Origin of the sequence: Amycolatopsis sp. PS_44_ISF1, assembly GCF_032335455.1 — a bacterium.
Taxonomy (GTDB): Bacteria; Actinomycetota; Actinomycetes; order Mycobacteriales; family Pseudonocardiaceae; genus Amycolatopsis.
The window spans coordinates 396,901-418,240 of sequence record NZ_JANUXO010000003.1; the positions used below are offsets into that span (position 1 = coordinate 396,901).

The window sequence follows — 21,340 nt, forward strand, 5'->3', positions numbered from 1 at the left end:
GCATAACCCGCAGGCATTACCCGGGGCCGCCGAATCCGGTGACAGTGGTGAGGCCAGCGAAGGCAGTGCCGACGGAAAAACTCTGGAAACGACCCCAGGAAAGGTGGAAGTCCCTCATGTTCGACGCGACTCCGCTCTCTTCCGACTGTGCCCGGCTGTATCCGGAGGTATCCCACGCCTGCGTCGGGGTGAGCCCGTTCAACGGTTATTTCACCGCGGACCGGCTGGTCCGGCTGGCCGCGTGGACCGCGGAGCACTTCGAGCACTTCCATTTCTTCATCCCGGACGAGGTCACCGCGTACACGCTCGAAGCGCTGGGCTACCCGCCGGCCCGGGCCCGGCAGAAGGCCCACCGGCAATCCTGCCACCTGCACAACAAGATCGGCGCCGCGCTGAGCGCGCTCGGGGTGCCCGACCCCGGCTCCCGGATCCTCGGGATGGCCCGGTTGCGCGAGCTGCCCGGCTACCGGCGGCTGGCCCGCGAGGTGGAGCACCGGTTCGAGACCGACCTCGAATTCCGCTCCGCGTGCTACGGCGCCTCCACCTGGGTGCTGCAGGACAAGGCCGGCGCCCTGCCGGACGAGGGCCGGATCCGGCTCGCGGTCCGCTACTTCCTGGCCGAGCTCCCGTTGTTCGCCGGCTCCGGGCTGATCACCGGCCACCCGCGGTCGATGTTCGTCTACCACCAGCGCGTGCCGTTCCTGCAGCAGTTCTTCGACCGGCAGCTCGGCTTCCGGCCGGAGCCGGGGCAGGGTTTCCTGGTCGTGCGGGAAGCGGCGCTGGAGGTGAGCGGCCGATGACCGACCGCCACGACGACCACTCGCTCACCCCGGTACCGCCGGCCGAGCGCCGGTCCTGGCCCTCGGTCGCGGTCCAGCGCTTCGGCCAGGTCTCCTCCTTCCAGCAGTTCATCGTCGGCGCCCTGCTCGGGTACGGCATGACCTTCGGCAACGCGGTGCTGGCCATCACCATCGGCTCGGTGCTGCTGGAGGTGATCACCGTGCTGCTCGGGATCGCCGGAGTCCGCGAAGGGCTTTCCACCTCGGTACTGGCCCGCTGGGCCGGGTTCGGCCGCAAGGGCTCCGCGCTGGTCGGCCTGCTCGTGGCGGTGAGCCTCGCGGGCTGGTTCGGGGTGCAGAACGGGGTGTTCGCGCACGGGATGCACGCGCTCGGCGGCGGGATGCCGGAGTGGGCGTGGGCGGTGGCCGGCGGGGTCGCCATCACCGCGATCACCGTCTACGGCTTCCGGCTGATGGCCTGGACCGCCTACCTGACCGTGCCCGCCTTCCTGCTGCTGGCCGGGTATTCCGTGATCGACGCGCTGGGCCACCACTCCCTCGCCGCGCTGGTGTCCGCGCCGCCGCCGGGACCGGCGCTGTCGCTGGGCGCCGGGACCACGCTGGTGTCCGGGGCGTTCATCCTCGGCGCGCTGATGACCCCGGACATGACCCGCTTCAACCGCACCCCCGCCGACGTGGTCAAGCAGACGCTGATCAGCGTGACGCTCGGCGAGTACCTGATCGGGCTGATCGGCGTGCTGCTGGCGCACGCCGCCGCGACCTCCGACATCGTCGGCATCGTCACCTCGTCCTCGGGGGTGCTGGGCACCCTGGTGCTGGCCACCGCGATCCTCAAGATCAACGACTGGAACCTGTACTCCTCGTCGCTGGGCCTGGTCAACGTCGTCGACGTGCTGTTCGGCCGCCGGATCGGCCGGGTGCACACGGTCCTGCTGCTGGGCGTGCTCGGCACGGCGGCCTCCGGGTTCGGCATCGCCGGGCAGTTCGCGGGCTTCCTGACCGCGGTCGGCGTGCTCACCCCGCCGGTCGCCGGGGTGCTCATCGCGGAGTACTTCGTGCTCCGCGACTGCCGTCCGGCGCTGGCCGCGGTGCGGGCGGGGCGGGCGGAACCGGGCCGCGACTGGGTGCCGGCCGCGCTGGTCAGCTGGGCGCTCGGAACGGCGTGCGCGATCTTCTTCGATTTCGGGATCCCCACGATCAATTCGGTGGTCGTGGCGTTTGTCTGCTACCTCGCGGCGGGCCGGTTCGCCCGCGCCCGCCGCCGGAGAACAGGAGGAACCACCGTGGTGCCGTTGATCGGCCGTGACGAGCTGAAGCGCGCGATGGACGAGGGCACGGTGATCGTGGTCGACACGATGCCGGCCGAGTACTACGCCCGGGAGCACCTGCCCGGCGCGCGCAACATCCCGGGCTTCCCCTACGAGCGGGCGGCGGAGTTCACCGATAGCCACGCCCCGCGCGTCGTGCCGGACAAGACCGCCGCGATCGTCGTGTACTGCGCCAACACCCCTTGCCGCAACAGCGAATTCGTCGGCAACCGGCTGCTCGAACTCGGCTACACCGACGTGCGCAAGTACCGCGAGGGGATCGAAGACTGGGCCGCGGCCGGGCATCGCACCGAGTCCGGCCACGGGTCTCCGGCGTCGCCGGCGCCGGTTTCTTCAAACCGCAGCGAGTAAGGAGAAAAAAATGGGAACCAGGATTCGTGTCTTCGCGGCCGCGTTCGCGATGACGGCCGGGGTGCTCGGCGGCGTGGCGGCGACCCCGGCGATCGCCGCGGAAGCGCCCGCGGTGCTCGCGCCCCAGGACAGCACCGTCATCGACGTGACCTCGGCCAACTACGACCAGGTGATGGCCATGTCCAAGACCAAGCCGGTGGTGCTGGACTTCTACGCGAGCTGGTGCGGCCCCTGCCAGAAGATGGCCCCGTACCTGGAGAAGTACCACTCCGCCGACGCCGGCAAGTGGATCTGGGCCAAGGTCGACGTGAGCAACCAGGGGCAGAACAAGGACATCGCCGACAAGTACGGGATCGAGTACATCCCGACGCTGATCGACATCGCCAGCGGGCAGGAGAAGGGCAGCCGCGTGGTCGGCTTCGACGAGGGCAGCGGTCCCAAGGACCTGCGCACCTGGCTGAACAAGCTCTGACCCGTTGATCGCCGCCGGGGCCGCGCGCCCCGGCGGCGATCGCCATCCGGCTTTCCTCGAAGGGGTACTTCCATGATGCGCCAACCGAAAACCGCCGTGCTGGTGGCTCTGCTGGCCACCGCGGCCGGGGTGCTGCCGGCCGGTCCCGCCGCCGCCGGCACCCCGGCCGCGGCTCCCGCTCCGGCGAGCGCCCGGGCCGGCGACACCGCGGTGTACATCGTGCGGCTGAAGCCGATGGCCGCGGACAAGGGCAAGGTGACCGCCGCGGCGAACGCGCTGATCGCCAAGTACGGTGGCACGCTGCGCCGCGTCTACTACTCGGTCTCGCAGGCCTTTTCCGTTTCCCTGAGCCAGGAGCAGCACGACGACTACCTGACCGACGCTTCGGTGACCACGGTGGGGGACAACCAGGTCTACACCGCGGCCGGCACGCAGGCGAACCCGCCGTCCTGGGGGCAGGACCGGATCGACCAGGCCGCGCTGCCGCTGGACCACAGCTACACCTACCCGAACACGGCGGCGAACGTGCACGTCTACGTGCTCGACACCGGGGTGCGCACCAGCCACCACGACTTCGGCGGGCGGGCGCACGCCGCCTTCGACGCCGTCGACCCGGGCGGCAACCGCAGCGGCACCGACTGCAACGGGCACGGCACCCAGGTCGCGGCCACGATCGCGGGCGGGTACTTCGGCGTCGCCAAGGCGGCTTCGGTCGAATCGGTGCGGACCCTCGGCTGCGACGGCCGGGGCACCTCCGAGCAGATCCTCTCCGCGCTGGACTGGGTGAACCTCAACGCGCAGCGCCCGGCGCTGCTCAACCTCAGCTTCGCCGGCCCCAGCGGCACGGTGCTGGACATCCAGCTGTACAAGATGACCCAGCTCGGGCTGACCTACACGACGGCGGCGGGCAACGGCTCGCCGGGCGCCGGGGTCAACGCCTGCGACACCACCCCGGCCCGCCAGACCACCGGGATCACCGTCGGCGCGACCGACCGGGCCGACCGCCGCCTGCCGTGGTCGAACTTCGGCAGTTGCGTGGACCTCTACGCGCCGGGCGAGGGCATCCGGACCGCGGGCAACGGCAGCGACACCGCGTGCACCACGGTCTCGGGCACGTCGATCGCGTCGGCGGAAGCGGCCGGGGTCGCGGCGATGTACCTGTCCGCGCACCCGCAGGCCGGTCCGGACGAGGTGACCACGGCGCTGACCACGGCCGCGACCAAGGACGAGGTCACCGACCCGGGCGACGGTTCGCACAACCTGCTGCTGCACACGGCATAACCGGCGGGCGCGGGGTGGTGCGGCCCGCGCCGCCCCGCACCGCCTCACCCGGGGGTGGCCGTCACGACGAGGGGAACCGACCATGGACGTCACCGTGTCACCCGGCCGGGCCACCCGGCTCCCGGCGCGCCCGCTGCCCGCGCTCCTGGCGCTGGCCACCTCGGTGTTCCTCGGCTGCCTGACCGAGGTCGTGCCGGCCGGGATCCTGCTCCCGGCCGCGGCCGACCTGGGGGTGTCGCCTTCGCTGGCCGGGCAGCTGGTGACCGGGTACGCGATCGCCACCGCGGTCACCGCGCTGCCGTTGACCGCGGCGACCGCGCGGATGCCGCGCCGGAAGCTGCTGCTGGTGCTGGTGGCCGGGTTCGCGGCGACGAACCTGGCCGTCGCGGTGTCCCCCTGGTTCGCCCTGGTGCTGGTGGCGCGGGTGGCTTCCGGGGCGATCACCGGGGTCCTGTGGTCGCTGGTGGCGAACTACGCCATGCGGCTGGTCCCGGCGGAACGCTCCGGGCGCGCGCTCGCCGTCGCCATGGCCGGCACCCCGCTGGGGTTCGCGCTCGGGGTGCCGGCCGGGGCCGCGCTCGGCGAGCTGGTGGGCTGGCGCTGGGTGTTCGCCGGGATGGCGCTCGTCGCGCTGGCCCTGCTCTGGTGGATCCTCGCGGTGGTCCCGCCGCTGCCCGGTGAGCCGCCCGGCGAGCGGGCCCGCCTCGGCCCGGTGCTCGCGACGCCCGGACTGCGCCCGCTGTTGCTGCTGGTGGTCACGTTTTCCTTGGCGCACAACATCTTCTACACCTACCTGGGCCCGTTCTACGCCGGGCGCGGGCACGGCGGTCTGCTCAGCACCGGCCTGCTGCTGTTCGGCCTGGCCACGGTCGCCGGGCTGTGGCTGGTCGGGCTCACCCTCGACCGGCACCCGCGCGCGGTTCTCCTCGGCTGCGCGGCGACCGTCGTCGGCTGCTTCGTCGTGCTCGCCGTCGGCGGTGACCACCCGGCGGTGCTGCTGGCGGCCAGTGCGTTGTGGGGACTGGCTTTCGGTGGTGCCCCGACTTCCTTCCAGGCCGTCACCGCGGTCCTCGCGGGCCGTCGCGCGGATCTGGCGCAGTCGGTGACCGTGGCCGGCTGGAACGGCGCCGTGGCCGGCGGTGCGCTGATCGGCGGCGTCCTGCTCGGCTCGGCCTCGGGACTGCTGGCCTGGGCCGCGGTCGCGCTGATGACGGTGCCGGTCCTGGTCGCCGGTCGGGTATTGCCGGCCCGCCGCCGATGACACGCCGAGCCGGCCGCCGCGTTTTCCGGGCGCGAGGCCCAGCGCCACGATGCCCGCACACTCTTCGATATCCCGGCTCATTTCGGTGACACACTCCGTAAAGCGGCCGAAAATCCGGCGCCGGCCGCGTTCCGCGCACTGGGTGGCCGTGGCCGGCCACGCGCCGATCCGGGGCCGGGGCCGCACTTTCTCCCGGAACCTCGGTGGCGCCCGGCTTCCGGCGGTCGTTGCCGGTCGCAAGAACCGCTAGCATCGCCCGGATGCGAGGCGACGACGCGTTCCTCACCCGGATCACGACCGTTTCGCGCCGGCTCAAGAGCGAAACCGAGCGGCGCCTGCGGACGCACGGCGTGCACGCCGGCCAGCAGTTCGTGCTGGGCTGCCTGTGGGAGCGCGACGGGCTGACCCCGGGCCAGCTCGCCACGCGCATCGGCGTGGAGGCCCCGACCATCACCCGTGCGGTCCAGCGGATGACCACCACCGGCCTGGTCCGCAGCGATCCGGACGAACGCGACGGCCGCCGGGTGCGAGTCTGGTTGACCCGCAAGGGCGAACGCCTGCGCGAGGTGGTGCCCGGAGTCAGCCGCGGGCTGCAGGAGGACGCGCTTTCCCTGCTGTCCTCGGAGGAACGCGTTACGCTGAACGACCTGCTGGGCCGGGTCGAGCGCGCGCTCGACGACTGAGGCGGGCCGGCCGGCCGAGGGGAAGGCTTTCTCGCCCGGGGTGTGTGAACCGCTGGTCAGGCCGACGCGAGGGCCTCGGCTCCGGCTGCTTCCCGGGCGTACCGGCGGGCCAGTGTGGCGCAGACGATGAGCTGGATCTGGTGGAACAGCATCAGCGGCAGCACGATCAGCCCGACCTGGGCGTGACCGAACAGCACGGTGGCCATGGGCAGGCCGCTGGCCAGGCTCTTCTTCGAGCCGCAGAACAGGATGGTGATCCGGTCGGCGCGGTCGAAGCCGAGCAGCTTCGCGCCGGTGCCGGTCACGGCGAGCACCACGGCCAGCAGCACCACGCACACGGCGAGCAGCACGAGCAGCGGCCCGAGGTCGAGCTGGTGCCAGATGCCCTCGGTCATGCCCGCGCTGAACGCGGTGTAGACCACCAGCAGGATCGAGCCGCGGTCCACCAGCTTCAGCGGCGCCGAGTGCTTCCGGATCCACTCGCCGATCCAGCGGCGGGCCAGCTGGCCGGCGACGAACGGGACCAGGAGCTGCAGCACGATGTTCAGCACCGCCGCACCGCTCACCCCGGGCCCGTCGCCGGAGAGCAGGACCGCGACCAGCAGCGGGGTCACCACGATGCCGAGCAGGTTCGACACCGACGCGCTGCAGATGGCGGCGGCGACGTTGCCCTTCGCGATCGAGGTGAACGCGATCGAGGACTGCACGGTCGAGGGCAGCAGGCACAGGAACAGCACGCCGGTGTAGAGCGGGCCGGTCAGCAGTCCGGGCGAGAGCACGGAGGTGGCGAGGCCGAGCAGGGGGAACAGCACGAACGTCGCGGCCAGCACCGTGACGTGCAGGCGCCAGTGGCGGAGCCCGTCGAGCGCCTCCTGACCGGAGAGCCGGGCACCGTAGAGGAAGAACAGCAGGCCCACGGCCACGTTCGAGGCGATCCCGAAGCCGGTAGCGGTCGCGCCGGAAGCGGGCAGCAGCGACGCGATGCCGACCGTGACCAGGATGGCCGCGATGAACGGGTCGATCCGCAGCTTGGCCAGCAGGGTGGCGACGGGGCGGGTCAGGGGCGCGAGCACGGTGGTCATGGAACTCCTCTCCCGCTCATCCTCGCCCCGACGATGATCATTCGGAACCCCGATGACCATACTGACTGTCATTGCGAATTCCGATAGGATGGGCGGCGTGCTGGATCCCCGTCTGTGCCGCTCGTTCCTCGCGGTGGCCGAAAGCCGCAGCTTCACGGCCGCGGCCCGGCGGCTGGGGGTGGGCCAGCCCACCGTCAGCCAGCACATCCGGCGCCTGGAGGCGGCGGCGGGCGGTCTGCTGTTCGCCCGCGACACCCACGCGGTCGACCTCACCGCGCGGGGCCAGGCCATGCTCGGCTTCGCCCAGACCATTGTGGACACCGAGGAGCGCGCGGCCCGGCACTTCCGCGGCGCGCAGGTCCGCGGGCGCGTCCGGTTCGGCTGCTCGGAGGACTTCGCACTCGAGGTGCTGCCGGAGCTCCTGCGCCGGCTGCGGCGCAGCCACCCGCTGGTCGACGTCGAACTGCACGTGGAGTTGTCCGACGTGCTGGCCCAGCGCCTCGCCGAGGGCCGGCTCGACCTGGTGCTCGGCAAGCGGCGGCCCGGTACCGGCCCCGGCCCGCCGCTGCGCCGTGAGCCGCTGGTCTGGATCGGCTCCGAGGCCACCGCGCTGGAGCCGGGCGAGCCGGTGCCGCTGGTGCAGTACCCGATGCCGTCGGTCACCCGGCGGCTCGCGGTCGAGGCGCTGGAACGCGCGGGCCTGGACTGGCGCGCGGCCTGCCTCACCTCCAGCCTCACCGGCCTGCGCGCCGCGGCGGCCGCGGGCCTCGGCGTCACGGTGCACGCCCGCAGCCTGGTCCCGGCGGGACTGCTCGCGCTGCCGGTGGGGCCCACCCTCCCGGACCCGGGTGAGGTCGAATTCATGCTGCTGTCGCAGGACGACGCGGAAGGACCGGCCCAGGCGCTCGCGGACTTCGTGCGGGCCCGGCTCGGCGCGCAGGGCTGACGCCCGCCCCGGCTCCCGGCCCCGGCGGACGCTCCGGCCGTGGCTTGCCCCACCGACCCCGGCTTACCCCACCAACCGTGGTCTACCCCGCCGACCCCGGCCTGTCCCACCGGCCCCGGCTTACCCCACCGACCGTGGTCTGCCCCACCGGCCCCGGCTTACCCCACCGACCGTGGTCTGCCCCGCCGACCCCGGCCTGTCCCACCGGCCGTGGCTCAGTCCGGCCGTCCGCGGGAAAGCAGCCGCCGCAGCCGCAGCAACGCCCGGTGCTGCGAAACCCGGATCGCGCCGGGAGTCGAGCCGACCGCGTCAGCCGTCTCCTCCGCCGAAAGGCCGACCACGACCCGCAGCAGGACGATGTCGCGCTGGCGCTCGGGCAGGACCTCCAGCAGCCGGGACAGCCGGTCGTTCAGCTCTCCCCGCAGGGCCAGTTGTTCCGGGCCCGGCCCGGTCGCGGCGCGGTCCGGGAGGTCGGGGACCGCGTCGGCGCGGTCGCGGGCCGCGGCGCGGCGGGCATCGGCGACCTTGTGCTGCGCGATGCCGTAGACGAAGGCGAGGAACGGGCGGCCCTGGTCGCGGTAGCCGGGCAGCGCGGTGAACACCGCCAGGCACACCTCCTGGGCCAGGTCGTCGGCGGTGGCGTACCCGCGCTCCAGGCCGCCGATGCGGCCGCGGCAGTACCGGACCACCAGCGGCCGGATGATCTCCAGCAGCCGGGCCGCCGCCTGGGGGTCCCCGGCGACCGCACCGGCCACCGGGCCGTCCAGGGACAGCCACTCCGCCGGGAACGCGGGCGCCGGCTTCTCGCGCGCCTGCTCCTTCGCCCGGATCAGCGCCGCTTCCACGTCGAGGCCGAGCTTGAGCGAGCCGAGCAGGGCAGCGTCCGCTTCGAGCACCACGGCTTCCTCCGCTTCGCCGCGCACGCCGGGGTGGCGGCGCTGGAGCCGGTCCCGTGCGTGGCGCAGGTTGGAGCGCACGGTGGCCGGGGGCATCCGCAGGGCCGCGGCGACCTCGGCCGGGGTGAACCCGTCCAGTGACCAGGCCAGCACGGTGCGCTGGGTGTCGGGCAGGGCCGCCAGCACCTCGATGACCCCGGCGTTCGGCTCGACCAGCGCGGTCAGCGCCTGGTCCCCGTCCCCGGGCTGGTCCTCTTCGAGCCAGGACTGCTCGTCCGCGACGCGCGCGGCGGCCAGCCGCACCCAGGCCCGCGGGTCTTCGGCGGGGGGCCAGGCCGCCGCGGCCTGGGACAACGCCTCGGCCGCGATGTCACGGGCCAGCGTGGGCTCCAGCCCCAGCTTGCACAGGAACGCCACCAGCGGCGCGTACTCCGAGCGGAAGAAGTCCTCCACCCCCACCGCTCCACCACCCCACCGTCCGGGAAACCGCCCTCGTTGAGTTCAGGTGCGGTGAGCGGCCCGCCAGGTGTAACGATCGGATCACGGAAGCACGCATGACTCCGCACCCGTCGGGGTACCTCCCGGAATGGCCACGAAGAAGGAACGGTTCGCCGCGGATTTCTCCGCCGGTCCGCGCGTGTCGCGCTGGACAGCGCCGGGCGCCGGGTCTTCGGACCCGGTCGCTGGTGTGGTGCGGAAAACCCGGGGTGTGACCTGGAGCGGAAGGACTGGGAAGATTCGCCATCCCTGGTACGTTGGATGTTCGGTTGCCCACCCGCCCGGTTCGGGCCGGGGCCGTGCCACCGGGAACCCATCGAGTGCCGCACGTGGTGAATCGTGCCGCGCCCGGAAGAACCCGGTTGACCGGGCAACGACCATGAATGGCAGGAGGTGAAACGCGAAAATGGAACTCACGACCACCGGCTGGCTGTCTGGCGCAGCCTGCCAGGACGAGGATCCGGAACTGTTCTTCCCGATCTCCGAGGTCGGGCCCGGCGCCCGGCAGGTCGCTCAGGCCAAGGCGGTCTGCGCGCGCTGCCCGGTCCGCGAGGCCTGTCTCTCCTACGCCCTCGACAACGGGCTGGACAACGGAGTCTTCGGCGGTACCACCGAGGTGGAGCGACGCAAGCTGGTCCGCACCAGGACCGCCGCCGCCGGCGAACGGCACCGCGCCGCCTGACCGCGCGCCGGTGACCACTTCCCGGCGACGAGGGCGAGAGCGCTTCTCCCGGAAGACCACTGGGGATCCGGCATCGGGCCCGGCCCGGCGATTCCACCGCGAATCGCCGGACCGGGCCCTTCGCCATCACCCGAAGATCTCCGGCCCATCCGAATGCGGCGGTGTTTCGAACGCGGCTGCCGCCCTTGCCAATCCGTGGTCGACCGTGAGCGCAGCGAAACCGAATCGGATCGTTTCGGTGCGGAGAAACGGGTTCGACCACCGCGCTCGCCGGGAAGTCCTCTTTGGACGCGAAACACTCGGCCGTGACGCGGGTCGGTGGGGGTGCGCGGAAGCCACTCGTCCGTGACCGTCCGGGGGCTGGCAGACTACCGCGCGTGAACGGAACTGTGCTGGTGCTGGGTGGCCGGAGCGAGATCGGGACGGCGGTCGCGGCTCGGCTGGCCGCGGGCGGGGCCCGGCGGTTCGTGCTGGCCGCGCGGCCGGGTTCGGAGCTGTCGGCCCAGGTGGCGGACCTGCGCGCGGCCGGCGCCGAGACGGTGGTGACCGCCGGCTTCGACGCCGACGACCTCGCCGCGCACCGCCCGTTGCTCGACGGGCTGATCGCCGAGCACGGACCACTGGACGTGGTGGTACTGGCTTTCGGCATCCTCGGCGACCAGGCCCGGGCCGAGACCGACGCCGCGCACGCCGCCGCGATCGTGCACACCGACTACCTCGCGCAGGTCGCGGTGCTGACGCACGCCGCGGAGTTGCTGCGCGCGCAGGGATCCGGGCAGCTGGTGGTGTTCTCCTCGGTGGCCGGAATCCGCGTCCGCCGGGCCAACTACGTCTACGGCTCGGCGAAGGCCGGCCTCGACGGTTTCGCCTCCGGACTCGCCGACGCGCTGCACGGCACCGGCGTGCACCTGCTGCTCGTGCGGCCGGGTTTCGTCGTCGGCCGGATGACCGAGGGGATGCGCCCGGCGCCGTTCTCCAGCACCCCGGACCAGGTGGCCGACGCCACGGTGGCCGCGCTGCGGCGGCGGCGCGAGGTGGTCTGGGTACCGGGCGTGCTGCGCCTGGTGTTCGCCGTGCTGCGACTGCTGCCGCGCGCGGTGTGGCGGCGGATGCCGCGCTGAGCCGCAGTCACACCAGCCCCGTCCGTCACGATCCGCGCAGCGAGCCCCAAACCGCCGTCTCCGCGCGCGTGTGGTGCGACGCCCTCGTCAGAACTCCGGGTACCCGAAGCGGCACACGGTGTCGCGAAGCCTTGTCGCGCCGGTCACAATGGCTGCGCCGAACGGGGTTCATCACAGGTTTACGACCGGATTCTCAGCTTATTCCCAGCAAACGCGGTGATCCTCGAAGGAGCGGCCCCCGATCACCGGGGCCGGTCTCTTCCGGGAAGCTAAGGGGAATCTGCCGTGCCGGTCACGTCTCGGGGCAGCCGTGTGGGCCGCCGCGTCGCGGTGGGCGTGGTGTCGACGCTGGTGCTGGCCGCCACCGGGTACGCCTGGGCGCAGCTGAGCCGGCTGGACGACGGCCTGGTCACGGCCGACCTCATCCCGCCTTCGGCCCGGCTGCCCGAGGCCCAGTCCGGCCAGCCGCTGCGGGTCGCGCAGAACATCCTGCTGGTCGGGCTCGACTCGCGCACCGGCCCGGACGGCAAGCCGCTGCCCCAGAACGTGCTCGACACCCTGCACGCCGGCAGCGGCTCGGACGGCGGCGACACCACCGACACCATGATCGTCGTGCACGTGCCGGTCGGCGGCGGCGCGGCCACCGCGATCTCCATCCCGCGTGACTCCTATGTGGACATCCCGCGGTTCGGCAAGCACAAGATCAACTCGGCCTACAGCCGCGCCCGCGCCGCCGCGCGCCCGCACCTGTCCGCCCAGGGCCTCAGCGGCCCGCCGCTGGAGGTGGCGGCCGACGCCGAGGGCGCGAAGTCCGCGATCGCCGCGGTCGAGGGGCTGACCGGACTGACCATCAACCACTACGCGGCGGTGAACCTGGCCGGGTTCGCCGCGCTCAGCGACGCCGTCGGCGGGGTGCAGGTGTGCCTCAAGGAGCCGGTGAACGACAGCTATTCCGGCGCGCACTTCCCGGCCGGGCGGCAGACCCTTTCCGGGGCCCAGGCCCTGGCCTTCGTCCGGCAGCGCCACGGCCTGCCGAACGGCGACCTCGACCGCATCGCCCGCCAGCAGGCCTTCCTGTCCGGGATGGCCCAGAACGTGCTCAGCGCCGGCACCCTGACCAACCCGGCGCAGCTGTCCGCACTGGTCAGCGCGTTGCAGGGCTCGGTCGTGCTGGACCAGGGCTGGAACATCCTGAGCTTCGCCCAGCAGTTGCACGGCCTCAGCTCGGGCTCGCTCGGCTTCGTCACCATCCCGGTGCAGAGCCTCTCGCTGTCCACCCCGTCCGACGGTGACGCGGTGAAGGTCGACCCGGCGCAGGTCAAGGCGTTCGTGCAGGAGCAGGTCGGCTCCGTGGCCAGCTCCGCCGCCGGTGGCGGCACCGAAAACAGCACGGAGAACGGCACTGAGAACGGCACGGAGAACGGCACCGTGAACGGCACCGGAAACGGCACCGGGAACGGCCGCCTGACCACCCCGCCCGGGCGCACCACCGGCGTCCGCCCGATCGCGATGACGGAATCGGCCGCCCCGCCGGCCTCGGGCACCCCGCAGCAGCCGCTGACGTCGAACGCCGCCGACTGCGTGAACTAAAGCCGGTCCACCCTGCCCGGCGGGGCTCCGGTTGACGCATCCCGGCTCGTGAGTGCCGCTGTGGACACCCACGAGCCGGTGGTGCGGACAGCTCAGACGAAGGCGCTCTGCCCGGTGATCGCCTTGCCGACGATCAGGGTGTTCATCTCGCGGGTGCCCTCGAAGGAGTAGATCGCCTCCGCGTCGGCGAAGAAGCGGGCGATGTCGTAGTCCAGCACGATCCCGTTGCCGCCGAAGATCTCACGGCTCCAGGCCACCACTTCGCGCATCCGCGCGGTGACGAAGGCCTTGGCCAGAGCGGAGTGCTCGTCCTTGAACACCCCGGCGTCCTGCAGGCGGGCCAGGTGCACCAGCATGCCCCAGGAAGCGGTGATGTGGCCGAGGCTCTTGACCAGCAGGTCCTGCACGAGCTGGAACCGGGCGATCGGGCGGCCGAACTGCTCGCGCCGACCGGCGTAATCGAGGGCCAGCTCGTAGGCGCCGATCATCACGCCCAGCGCCTGCCAGGCGACCCCGCCGCGGGTGGCCCGCAGGATCTCGGCGACGTCGCGGAAGGAGGCGATGCCCTGCAGCCGGTCGGCCTCCGGCACCCGGACGTCGGTCAGGGTGATTTCGGCGTTCTCGACGATGCGGAACGCGAGCTTGCCCTCGATCTTCACCGCCGAGAAGCCCGGGGTGCCCTTCTCGACCACGAACCCCTTGACGTTGTCGTCTTCCACGTCGCGGGCCCAGACCACCACGTAGTCGGCGAAGGTGGCGTTGCCGATCCAGCGCTTGGCGCCGTTGAGGACCCAGGAATCGCCGTCGCGCCGCGCGGTGGTGCGCATGCCGCCGGCCACATCGGACCCGCCCAGCGGCTCGGTCATCGCGAACGCGCCGATCTTGTCCATCGCGGCCAGCTCCGGGAGCCAGCGGTCGCGCTGCTCCTGGCTGCCCCCCGAGTGGATCGAGTACATCGCGAGTCCGTTGTGGACGCCGAAGAAGGTGGCGACCGAGGCGTCGACGCGGCTCATCTCCATCGCCATCAGCCCCGACAGCAGGTTGCTCACCGCGGGGCGGTGCTCGCCGTAGCCTTCGTAGGGCAGGCCGGCCAGTCCGCTCTCGCGGAACTTCCCGATCAGCTCCTTCGGAAAGGTGCCCGCGGCCCAGTTCTCGTTCACCAGAGGCTTGACTTCCTCGCGCATGAAGGCCCGGGCCTTGAGCAGCAGCTTGCGCTCCTCGTCCGAAAGCAGCGACTCGTAGTCGTAGAAGTCGGCCACGAGCTGGTCTTCGAGGGTGGTGGTCATGTCAGTCCTCCTCCGGGCGAGCACTGTCCAAAGCGGACAGCACAGCGAGCTGCTTGCGGTCGCGCGTCCCGGCGAGTTCCGAGTACGTGGAGGAGCCGTAAGCCTTTTCCACGGCTTCGATGAGCCGTTCGGTCTCTTCCGGGCCCTGGGCCGGGTGGCCCAGCCCGTCCCACAGCTTCTTCATCGACCCGCCGATGTGCTCGGCCATGTGCCGGTAGCCGCCGGGGCCGCCGCCCAGGTGCGAGCCGAGGAACGGCCCGACCGTGGACCAGCGGATGCCGAGCGAGTTGGTCATTACCGCGTCGAGCTCCTCCGGCGTGACGACACCCTGTTCGACCAGGTAGATCGCCTCACGGTTCAGCGCGTTCTGCAGCCGGTTGCCGACGAAGCCGGGCATCTCCTTGCGCTCGAGCACCGGGACCCGGCCGAGGAACCGGTAGAAGTCCATGGCCGCCCGCACGGCGTCCTCGCCGGTCCGCTCGCCCGGCACGACCTCGACCAGCGGGATCAGGTGCGGCGGGTTGAACGGGTGCCCGATCAGCACCCGCGAGGCGTCGGCCAGCTCGCCGGTGAACGCGGTGGCCGGGATGGCGGAGGAGGAGCTGAGCAGCAACGCCCGGGCCGGTGCCTCGGCCACCAGGGTGGCGAACAGGTCCTTCTTGAACTCGACGCTCTCGGGACCGTTCTCCTGCACCACGTCCGCGTCCCGCACGGCCTCGGCCACGCTGCCGGCGAGGTGCACCCGGCCGGCCAGACCGGCGACGTCGAGGCCGCGGGCGGCCAGGTGCGGGGTGAACTCGGCCAGTGCGGCGGCCACCGCCTCGGCCAGGTCCGGCCGCGGGTCGCTGACCCGGACGGTCAGCCCGTGCCCGGCGAACAACGCGGTCCACGACAGGCCGATGGTGCCGGCGCCGATCACCGCGGCGTGGGTGAATTCCGGGTTCATGACCGCGCTCCCGTCAGGTAGTCGTGGACCGGTTCGACCGGCGCCAGGGTCAGATCGGTGAGGATGTGGCTGGCCGAGACGATCTCGAGCACCGGCAGGTCGGCCAGCGGCGCCAGCACGTGCTGGAACAACTGCAGCCGCGCGGGCCCGGTCCAGGCCTGGCTGACCACGACGTCGGTGATCTGGGTGCGCACGAGCTCCAGCACCCGGGGCGAACCGTCGTAGTCCGGGATGGTCTTGAGCATGAAGGTCGGCACGGTGATCTGCGCGGTGGCCTCGGCCGGGTCGAGCGGGTGGTGCTTGTAGCCCATGGTCGCGGTGGCGACCCGGAGGCGGCCGTGGTCGAGCGTGCCGACCAGGGCACCGTTGTCGACATAGAGGTTCGGCGCCCCGACGGTCTTCGGGTAGGCGCTGACCTCGCGGCCGGACGCGGTGGCCGGGAAGTTGTCGAGGTACATCGCGTGCAGGTACTCACCGCGCTCGCCCTCGAACACGACCGGGATCGCCTGGCCGGACTCGGTGTACGGGCCGTAGCCGCTGACGTCGCCCATCTTCATCACTTCGAAGCGCACCAGCGGTTCTTCGATCCGCAGGGGCTCCGGGACGACGGCGCGCAGGGCGCCGGGGTCGGTGCGGTAGACGATGTTGAGGTATTCGCGGTCGGTGAACCGCGGGACCACCGGGGCGAACGCGGGGTTCGCCAGCGGGGTGGTGACGTGGTTCCGGACTTCCGATTCCTTCATGGTTTCCTTACCGTCCCGTCCATTTCGGAGCACGGCGCTCGGCGAAGGCGGTCATGCCCTCGCGGACGTCGGCCGAGGCCATCAGCGGCCCCATTTCCTCGCGCTGCGCGGCGAACGCGTCGGCGTCCGGCACGCCGTCGGCGGCGCGCACGATCCTCTTCACGGCAGCGAGCGCCAGCGGGGCGTTCGCCGCGAGCCCTTCGGCCAGTTGCAGGGCCACACCGGCCGCGTCCCCCGCCGGGACCACCCGGTTGGCCAGACCCAGCTCGCCCGCGCGGCGGCCGCTCACCGGCTCGCCGGTGAGCAGCAGCTCCAGGGCCAGGTGGTGCGGGATCCGCCGGGGCAGCCGGATCACCCCGCCGCCCGCGGCGATCAGCCCGCGCTTGACCTCGGGCAGCCCGAAGCGGCTGTCCTCCGCGGCGACGATCAGGTCGCAGCCCAGCGCCAGCTCGAACCCGCCGCCCATGGCCCAGCCCTCGACCGCCGCGATCAGCGGCTTGGTCAGCGCGGCCTCGGTCAGCCCGCCGAACCCGCGGCCCGGGATCTCCGGGGACTCGCCGTTCAGCGCGGCCTTGAGGTCCATGCCGGCGCTGAACGTGCCGTCGGCGCCGGTGAGGACGCCGGCCCGCAGCCCGGGGTCGGCCTCCAGGGTGTCCAGCGCCCCGGCCAGCCCGGCCGCGACCGCCGCGTTCACGGCATTGCGGGCCTTCGGCCGGTCGATCGTGATCAGCAGGGTCCCGCCGACCCGTTCGGTGCGCACCTCGGTGCTCATGACTTCACTTCTTTCCGGCTACCAGGGTGGTTCAGCGGTTCGCGAGCTCGGCCAGCACTTCGGCGGTGTCCTGCCCGGCGACCGGGGCCGGGCGGCGGATCGAGGCCGGGGTGGCGGAGAACCGCACCGGGATGCCGACCGTGCGGATGGTGCCCTCGGTCGGGTGCTCGACGGTGTCGAGCAGGTGGCCTTCGCGGACGTAGGGGTCTTCGTGGGCCTGGTCCAGCTCCAGCACCGGGGCCATCGGGATGCTGTGCTCGGCGCACACCTCGGCCCACTCGGCGGTGGTCAGCGCCGGGGCGCACTCGTCGATCAGCTCGGCCAGCGCGTCGACGTCGGCGCTGTCGATCGCCTCGCCGTTCACCCGCGGGTCCTCGGCCAGGTCCGCCCGGCCCGCCGCGGCGAAGAAGTCGCGGAAGTTCCGCGGGTTGTAGGGGATCACGCAGGCCAGGCCGTCCTTGGTGGGCGCGGCGCGGTGGCCCTTCGACATCGACAGGCCGAAGCCGGTGGGGCCCTCGGCGGGCTCGAACACGTGCCCGGCGAGGTGCTCGACCAGGGTGAACGCGATCAGCGTGTCGGTCATCGGGATCTCGACCCGCTGGCCCTGCCCGGTCCGGTCCCGGTGCAGCAGCGCGGCGAGCACGCTGTAGGCGATGGTGAGCGAGGAGACCTTGTCACCGAGGATCGTGGGCAGGTACACCGGCCGGCCGAGGGCGCGGTTGGCGATGTCGACCAGCCCGGAGGCGGCCTGCACGGTCTCGTCGTAGGCGGCGTGGCCGGCGCGGTCGGAGTCGCTGCGGAAGCCCTGGGCGTGGGCGTAGACCAGGCGCGGGTTGCGGGCGGCGACCTGGTCGTGGTCCAGGCCGAGCCGGGCCAGCGCGCCGGGGCGCATGTTGGTGATCAGCACGTCGGCGGTCTCGATCAGCGCCAGCGCCTGCTCGCGCTCGCCGGCGTCCTTCAGGTTCAGCGCGACGCTGCGCTTGTTGCGGTTGACGTTGAGGTTCAGCGGGGTCATCCCCGGCGTGGTGCGGTACGAGCCGACCCGCACCGTGTCGGCGGGCGACTCGATCTTGATCACGTCGGCGCCCAGGTCGCCGAGGATCTGCGCCGCGTACGGACCCATGACCACGGTCGAAAGGTCGATCACGCGCACCCCGTCCAGCGGGCCGGCGGCGGTTTTGGCGACGTCCATCTTCTTCCCTTCGCGACTGCGGTTCCTGCTCTGCCACCGAAGTTAGTGGCGCCGCCCGGGAAAGGGAATGATCGAAAACCTCGGAATGGCATGACCGCGGCGGTCATGCCATTTCTCTCCGAGAATTCAGCTGGTCAGCGGCTCGGTGAAGACCTCGCGGGCGGCGGCGACCAGTGCGGCCAGGTCGCCCGATTCGCCCCGGTCCCGTCGCCAGACCAGGTTGGTGTCCAGTTCGGCGTGGAAATCGGTGAACGGCAGCACGGTCACGTTCTCCAGCCGGTACAACTGCATGGGGCTGGCTTCGTCGAGCATGGAAATGGAGAAGGCCAGACCGGAGGAAATGATTTCGGAGACGCCGCCGTATCCGGTGTTGGACAGTTTGATCCGCTTTTTGATGCCGAATGAGGCCAGCTGGTGATCAAGCTGTTCGAAATAGGCCGGAGTGGATTCCTCGGGTGAAGCGACGTAGGCGTATCCACTCAGCTCCGACAGGCTCACGGCCTCGCGCCCGGCGAACTGGTCGGCCGGGACGACGGCGCCGAGCCGCTCGGTCATCACCGGCAGCGCGTCGAGCGCCGGGTCGGTGACCGGCATCCGGGCCAGCGCGAGCGCCAGCTTCCCGTCCTGCACGGCCGTGAGCAGGTCGGGACTCGCCCCGGGCCACCGCTTGAGCTCGAACCGGTCGCGGACCCGCTCGGCCAGGGCGTTCACGCGCTCGCGCAGGTCCGGGTGCACCCCGGCCGGCATCCCGAGGAACACGGTGCTGCGCCGGGGTTCGGTCGCTTCGCGCAGCCGCCAGGGGATGGCGTTGACCTGCTCCAGGACCTCGCGCGCGAGCGGCAGCAGCGCGGTACCCGCGGGGGTGAGCGTGACGTGGTGGGTGCTGCGGTCGAACAACTGCTGGCCCAGCTCGTGCTCGAGGTCCTTGACCCGCTGGCTGAGCGGCGACGCGGCCATGTGCAGCCTGCGGGCGGCAGCGGCGAAATTGAGCTCCTCGGCGACCGCCACGAAGTATCGAAGGTGCAGCATCTCCACACCGGTCAGCCTAACCGCCCGGGGCGGCCGGGCCGGGCGGGTGCGGGCGTGGTGGTGACCGGGTTCACCGGGCCGGGGCGCGGCTGCGGTGGTCCTTCCACCGCGGTCCGGCTCACCGGTCCGCCCGCTCGGATCGTCCGAAGTGGACAATCCCGGTTCCCGTTCGCGCCGGCGGCCGGGGGAAACCGGCGGTACCGCGCCGCGTCCGGGGCGTCCCGCGCCCCCGCCCGCCGCTTCTGCTCGATCGGGACGGGAACCGGCCGACGCACACCGCCCGGTGGGCCTTCCGGCCCGGAAACCGCCGCCGGGGGTCACCGGCCGGGCCGATCACCACGCAGCCGGCAGGGTGATCGTGAACGCCGCCCCGCCCTCCGGGGCCGGGCCCGCCGCCAGCGTGCCGCCCATCCGGGTGACCAGCCCGTGCACCAGCGCGAGCCCGATGCCGGAGCCGACCGGCCGGCGGTCGCGGTAGCGGGCGTTCAGCACACCGCGCTGGAACGCCACTTCGTAGTCCTCCGGGGCGAGGCCGGGGCCGCCGTCGCGCACGGACAGCCGCGCCTGCGGTCCCGCGGTGAGGGCGAAGACCATCGGCGCGCCCGCGGGGGTGACGCGCAGCGCGTTTTCGGCGAGCCCGTCCACGACCTGGTGCAGCCGCCGCGCGTCGGCCAGCACCGGGACCGGGCCGTCGGGGACTTCGACGGTCAGCGGCACGTCCTCGCGCCCGCAGCGCAGCCGCCAGACTTCGGCGCAGTCGCGGACCAGGGCGGTGAGGTCGAGGGTGGCGAGGTCGAGGCGGAACTCGTCGGCGCCGAGGCGGGCGAGTTCGAGCAGGTCGCTGACCAGCCGTTCGAGCCGCTGGGCCTCGCGGTGGATGGTCTGCCCGGCGCGGCGCGCGTCCGGGCCTTCGGCGACCCCGTCGGCGATCGCTTCGGCGAAGCCCGTCACCGCGGTCAGCGGGGTGCGCAGCTCGTGCGAAACCGACAGCAGGAACTCGCGCTGCCGGGCCTCGCTGTGGGCGAGCGCGTCGGCCAGCGCGTTCAGCGAGTCCGCGACCTCGGCGACCTCGGCCGGGCCCTCCACCGGCACTCGCACGTCCCGCCGTCCCGTGCGCAGGCTGCCGGCGACGGCCGCCGCCCGCCGCAGCGGACGGCCCAGCAGCCGCCCGCTCACGAACCCCGCCACCGCGGCCACGAGCAGCCCGATCCCGAGGGCCAGCGCGATGTTGCGCACCAGCGCCCGCTGGGTGCCCTCACCGCTGCGCGTGGGCTGGACCAGCGCGAATCCCGCCGCGCCGACCGAGCGGACCTCCACCAGGTACTGCTGCTCGTCGACGCTCACCCGGGCCGAGCGGTCCTGACCGGAGGCCAGCCCGGCCCGCACGGCCGCCCGCACCGGCACGGCCTCACCGAAGTCCTGCCCGCCCGGGCGCCGCACGACCACCGCGATGCCCTGGCCGCGCACCACGTCGGCCATCTTGCCGACGCCGAGCCGGTTGCCGATGCCGGTCGGGTCGAGCTGGCTGGCCACCACGTCGGCCTGCGCCTCGAGCGACTGCTGCAGCACGGTGTCGCCGGTGGTGCGGACCAGCCGTGCCGCCACCAGTCCGGCCACGATCACCGCGACCCCGGCCACGGCCAGGCACACCACGGTGATCCGCAGCGCCAGGGTGCCGCGGCGCCCGCTCATCCGGCGTCCGCCGCGTAGCCGATGCTGCGGACCGTCCTGATCGGACTGTGCTCGCCGAGCTTCGCCCGCAGCTGGGCCACGTGCACGTCGACCGTGCGGGTGCCGGCCGCCGCGGCGTAACCCCAGACCGCGCTCAGCAGCTGCTCGCGCGAAAGCACCTGGCCGCGGTGGCGGACCAGGTGCGCCAGCAGGTCGAACTCGGTGGAGGTCAGCGTCACCTCCCGCTCGCCCGCCCACACCCGGCGCCCGCCGGCGTCCACCCGGACATCGCCGCAGGAGTAGGTGTCACCGGCCCCGCCCGGGCCGGATCCGCGGCGCAGCACGGTGCGCACCCGCGCGGCGAGCTCCCGCGGGCTGAACGGCTTGGTGAGGTAGTCGTCGGCGCCGATCTCGAGGCCGAGCAGGCGGTCCAGCTCGTCGTCGCGGGCGGTCACGAACAGCACCGGCGTCCAGTCGCCCGCCGCGCGCAGCGCCTGGCAGATCTCGATACCGTCCATTCCGGACAGTCCGATGTCGAGCACCACGGCCACCGGCCGCAGCCGCCGGATGGTGGCGAGCGCGGCCGCGCCGTCGGCCTCCACGTGCACCCCGAACCCGTCGCGCCGCAGGTACAGCGCGGCGAGTTCGGCGATCGCGGCCTCGTCCTCCACGACGAGCACGAGGCCGCGGTTCGCTGACCCCATCCGGGC

Annotated in this window: 20 protein-coding genes and 2 pseudogenes; 11 read left to right on the forward strand and 11 right to left on the reverse strand. The window is 72.6% G+C overall.

Features of this window, described 5'->3' with window-relative positions:
• The first annotated feature begins 116 nt into the window (after positions 1-116).
• The 7 genes and pseudogenes from NYF13_RS28120 to NYF13_RS28150 all read left to right on the forward strand — a co-directional run bounded on the left by NYF13_RS28120 (position 117) and on the right by NYF13_RS28150 (position 6,176).
• Positions 117-800 (forward strand): tRNA-dependent cyclodipeptide synthase, encoded by a 684-nt coding sequence (locus NYF13_RS28120; protein ID WP_315660824.1) that lies wholly within the window; start codon positions 117-119, stop codon positions 798-800.
• A pseudogene (locus tag NYF13_RS28125) lies at positions 797-1,978 on the forward strand (purine-cytosine permease family protein); the annotation flags it as partial. The gene NYF13_RS28120 and the pseudogene NYF13_RS28125, both read left to right, overlap by 4 nt.
• Before the next feature lie 105 nt (positions 1,979-2,083).
• Entirely contained in the window at positions 2,084-2,479 is a 396-nt protein-coding gene (locus NYF13_RS28130) for a rhodanese-like domain-containing protein (protein WP_315661257.1), read from the forward strand.
• A gap of 10 nt (positions 2,480-2,489) precedes the next feature.
• Positions 2,490-2,951, forward strand: a complete 462-nt coding sequence (locus NYF13_RS28135) for a thioredoxin family protein (protein WP_315660826.1) — start codon at positions 2,490-2,492, stop codon at positions 2,949-2,951.
• Between the two features lie 75 nt (positions 2,952-3,026).
• A complete protein-coding gene (locus NYF13_RS28140; protein WP_315660827.1) occupies positions 3,027-4,232 on the forward strand; it encodes a S8 family peptidase in 1,206 nt (401 codons plus the stop codon).
• 82 nt (positions 4,233-4,314) lie between these two features.
• On the forward strand, positions 4,315-5,493 hold the full coding sequence (locus NYF13_RS28145; RefSeq protein WP_315660829.1) for an MFS transporter: 1,179 nt from the start codon (positions 4,315-4,317) through the stop codon (positions 5,491-5,493).
• Positions 5,494-5,753: 260 nt separating this feature from the next.
• Positions 5,754-6,176, forward strand: coding sequence for a MarR family transcriptional regulator (locus NYF13_RS28150; RefSeq protein ID WP_315660831.1), 423 nt, complete (start codon positions 5,754-5,756; stop codon positions 6,174-6,176).
• A 56-nt stretch (positions 6,177-6,232) separates the two neighbouring features.
• On the opposite strand, the gene NYF13_RS28155 is transcribed toward NYF13_RS28150, so the two are convergent.
• Complete coding sequence (locus tag NYF13_RS28155; protein WP_315660832.1) at positions 6,233-7,258, reverse strand: bile acid:sodium symporter family protein; 1,026 nt, start codon at positions 7,256-7,258, stop codon at positions 6,233-6,235.
• A 97-nt stretch (positions 7,259-7,355) separates the two neighbouring features.
• Here NYF13_RS28155 and NYF13_RS28160 point away from each other — a divergent pair, with 97 nt between their 5' ends.
• A complete protein-coding gene (locus NYF13_RS28160; RefSeq protein ID WP_315660833.1) occupies positions 7,356-8,204 on the forward strand; it encodes a LysR substrate-binding domain-containing protein in 849 nt (282 codons plus the stop codon).
• Between the two features lie 215 nt (positions 8,205-8,419).
• Here the strand turns inward: NYF13_RS28160 and shbA are convergent, their stop codons facing one another.
• Together shbA and NYF13_RS36825 are read right to left on the reverse strand one after the other, a co-directional pair.
• Positions 8,420-8,977, reverse strand: coding sequence for an RNA polymerase sigma factor ShbA (shbA, locus tag NYF13_RS36820; RefSeq protein ID WP_396287755.1), 558 nt, complete (start codon positions 8,975-8,977; stop codon positions 8,420-8,422).
• 180 nt (positions 8,978-9,157) lie between these two features.
• A pseudogene (locus tag NYF13_RS36825) lies at positions 9,158-9,559 on the reverse strand (RNA polymerase sigma factor); the annotation flags it as partial.
• A 445-nt stretch (positions 9,560-10,004) separates the two neighbouring features.
• Here NYF13_RS36825 and NYF13_RS28170 point away from each other — a divergent pair.
• From NYF13_RS28170 to NYF13_RS28180, 3 genes are all read left to right on the forward strand, one after another.
• The gene (locus NYF13_RS28170) at positions 10,005-10,280 is read left to right on the forward strand and encodes a WhiB family transcriptional regulator (RefSeq protein WP_315660837.1); all 276 of its coding nucleotides are present in this window, start codon (positions 10,005-10,007) and stop codon (positions 10,278-10,280) included.
• Positions 10,281-10,657: 377 nt separating this feature from the next.
• Positions 10,658-11,401, forward strand: a complete 744-nt coding sequence (locus NYF13_RS28175) for an SDR family NAD(P)-dependent oxidoreductase (RefSeq protein WP_315660838.1) — start codon at positions 10,658-10,660, stop codon at positions 11,399-11,401.
• A gap of 285 nt (positions 11,402-11,686) precedes the next feature.
• Entirely contained in the window at positions 11,687-12,991 is a 1,305-nt protein-coding gene (locus NYF13_RS28180) for an LCP family protein (protein ID WP_315660840.1), read from the forward strand.
• A gap of 92 nt (positions 12,992-13,083) precedes the next feature.
• On the opposite strand, the gene NYF13_RS28185 is transcribed toward NYF13_RS28180, so the two are convergent.
• The 8 genes from NYF13_RS28185 to NYF13_RS28220 all read right to left on the reverse strand — a co-directional run bounded on the left by NYF13_RS28185 (position 13,084) and on the right by NYF13_RS28220 (position 21,334).
• The gene (locus NYF13_RS28185; RefSeq protein WP_315660842.1) at positions 13,084-14,277 is read right to left on the reverse strand and encodes an acyl-CoA dehydrogenase family protein; all 1,194 of its coding nucleotides are present in this window, start codon (positions 14,275-14,277) and stop codon (positions 13,084-13,086) included.
• Between the two features lies 1 nt (position 14,278).
• On the reverse strand, positions 14,279-15,223 hold the full coding sequence (locus NYF13_RS28190; protein WP_315660843.1) for a 3-hydroxyacyl-CoA dehydrogenase NAD-binding domain-containing protein: 945 nt from the start codon (positions 15,221-15,223) through the stop codon (positions 14,279-14,281).
• Positions 15,220-15,966, reverse strand: coding sequence for an acetoacetate decarboxylase (locus tag NYF13_RS28195; RefSeq protein ID WP_315660845.1), 747 nt, complete (start codon positions 15,964-15,966; stop codon positions 15,220-15,222). Before NYF13_RS28195 ends, NYF13_RS28190 begins: the two co-directional genes overlap by 4 nt.
• Positions 15,967-15,973: 7 nt before the next feature.
• Positions 15,974-16,738: a crotonase/enoyl-CoA hydratase family protein gene (locus tag NYF13_RS28200; RefSeq protein WP_315660846.1), complete on the reverse strand. Its 765-nt coding sequence runs from the start codon at positions 16,736-16,738 to the stop codon at positions 15,974-15,976.
• Positions 16,739-16,769: 31 nt separating this feature from the next.
• A complete protein-coding gene (locus NYF13_RS28205) occupies positions 16,770-17,930 on the reverse strand; it encodes a CoA transferase (RefSeq protein ID WP_315660848.1) in 1,161 nt (386 codons plus the stop codon).
• A gap of 126 nt (positions 17,931-18,056) precedes the next feature.
• On the reverse strand, positions 18,057-18,965 hold the full coding sequence (locus NYF13_RS28210; RefSeq protein ID WP_315660850.1) for a LysR family transcriptional regulator: 909 nt from the start codon (positions 18,963-18,965) through the stop codon (positions 18,057-18,059).
• Between the two features lie 327 nt (positions 18,966-19,292).
• Positions 19,293-20,651 carry a HAMP domain-containing sensor histidine kinase gene (locus NYF13_RS28215; RefSeq protein ID WP_315660851.1) on the reverse strand — a complete coding sequence of 453 codons (1,359 nt, stop codon included), beginning with the start codon at positions 20,649-20,651 and terminating at the stop codon, positions 19,293-19,295.
• Positions 20,648-21,334, reverse strand: a complete 687-nt coding sequence (locus NYF13_RS28220; protein WP_315660853.1) for a response regulator transcription factor — start codon at positions 21,332-21,334, stop codon at positions 20,648-20,650. The genes NYF13_RS28215 and NYF13_RS28220 overlap by 4 nt, the downstream gene beginning before the upstream one ends.
• Positions 21,335-21,340 lie beyond the last annotated feature (6 nt).